Annotated in this window: 1 protein-coding gene; it reads right to left on the bottom strand. The window is 68.5% G+C overall.

All coding sequences use genetic code 11. The features are described from left to right. On the bottom strand, window positions 1-1,958 hold a 1,958-nt coding region (locus tag IBX53_RS15905; protein WP_290911296.1), incomplete at both ends, for a DEAD/DEAH box helicase.

Here is a 1,958-nt window from a genome sequence, read left to right as displayed (position 1 = left end):
GCAAAGAGCAGCGCCAGGTCCTCCTCATCGAACAGCGGGCCGTCGCTCTTGTGCTCGGCACCACCCTCGAGGATCGAGGCGGCGAGATCGGCCTTGCGCGCTTGCAGGTCGAGGATGCGCTCTTCCACGGTGCCGGCACACACCAGCTTGTAGACGAACACCGGGTTCTGCTGGCCCATGCGGTGGGCGCGGCCGGTGGCCTGGGCCTCCACCGCCGGATTCCACCAGGGATCGTAGTGGATCACGGTATCTGCGGCGGTGAGGTTTAGCCCGGTGCCGCCGGCCTTGAGGCTGATCAGAAACACCGGGATCTCGCCCTGCTGAAACAGCGCCACCCGCTGCGTGCGGGTCTTGCCCGGGGTGTCGCCGGTCAGGGTCGTGAAGGCAATGCCGTCCTTCTCCAGGGCTTCACCGATCAGCGTGAGCATCTCGGTGAACTGGGAGAAGATCAGGATACGCCGCCCCTCTTCCACCAATGGCCCCACCAGTTCGCGCAGCTGTTCGAGCTTGGCCGAACGCTTGGTCTTGCGCGCACTCTCCAGCTTGACCAGCCGCGGGTCGCAGCACACCTGGCGAAGCTTGAGCAGCGCATCGAGCATCACGATGCCTGAGCCGGCCAGGCCGCGCTCGGCTACTGCTTGCTGCACCCGCTGGTGCTGTGCCAGGCGCAGGCTCTCGTAGAGCTCGCGCTGGGCGCCGCTCAGGGTGACCTCGCGTCGGGTCTCGGTCTTCTCCGGCAGCTCGGCGAGCACCTGCTGCTTGGTCCGGCGCAGCATCAGCGGGGCGATGCGACGGGAGAGCCGCTGGCGCAGTTCGACGTCGCCCTCCTTCTCGATGGGGGTGCGGAAGCGCTGACCGAACCACTGCTGGCTGCCCAGGGCACCGGGGGCCACGGCGTCGAGCTGCGCCCACAGCTCACCGAGGTGGTTCTCCAGTGGCGTGCCGGTCATGGCGATGGCGCGGGCCACGTTGAGCTCGCGCACCGCGCGGGCGGTCTGGCTGGCGGCGTTCTTGATCGCCTGGGCCTCGTCCAGCACCAGCAGGCCGAAGTCGTGTTCGCGCAGACGTTCGAGATCGCGGATCAGCAGCGCATAGGTGGTCACCGCCAAATCAGCCTCTGGCAGCGACTCCTCGAACTGGCGCTCACGCTGAGCGCGGCCGCCCTGCAGGGCGACGACGTTGAGCTCGGGGGCGAAGCGTTCGGCCTCGGCACACCAGTTGCCTACCAGGCTGGTGGGCGCCACCACCAGAGTCGGGCGGGTCAGCGCCCCGCGGGCGCGCTCATCGAGCACATGCGCCAATACCTGGACGGTCTTGCCCAGGCCCATGTCATCAGCCAGGATGCCGCCGGTGCCCAGTTCCGAGAGAAAGCGCAGCCAGGCGATGCCGCGGGCCTGGTAGTCGCGCAGCTCACCGGCAAAGCCGGTGGGCGCCGGCAGGCTGGCCGGCAGCTCCCGCAGGCGCCGGGCCAGGGCGGTGACGTCCTCGCACCCTGCCCAGCGCTCATGCTCGGCCAGGGGGGCCACCTTCTCGGCGGCGGTGAGCGGCAGGCGCAGGGCCGCTTCGGGGTCGCTCTCGTCATTCAACCAGTCGAGGATGGGCGCCATCAGTGAGCGCAGGCGCGAGAGCGGCAGTACCAGGCGGCGGTTCTCCGGCAGGGCCAGCGTCCAAGTGGCGTCCTCGGGTTCATCAGTGGCGGGCTCCAGCGGAAAGTCGGGATCTCGAAACAGACGGCGCAGAATCGGCAGCAGGTTGAGGCGTTCGCCCTCCACTTCGATATCCAGTGCCAGGTCGAACCAGCCGTTGCCCACTGGCTCCAGTTCCCCGTACCAGTCGTCCGGTTCCAGGTATGTCGGCTCCTCGGGGAAGTCGTCACTGAAGTGAACCAGGCAACCGGCCTGCCGCAGCCGGGCGATCATCTCCCACCAGTCATCGGGGCCGGCCAGGTGGGTCGACCA

Source organism: Halomonas sp. (genome assembly GCF_014859505.1).
GTDB lineage: Bacteria > Pseudomonadota > Gammaproteobacteria > Pseudomonadales > Halomonadaceae > Halomonas.
The sequence above is the reverse complement of the archived record's forward strand: the minus strand, read 5'-3'. Positions and strand labels throughout refer to the sequence as shown.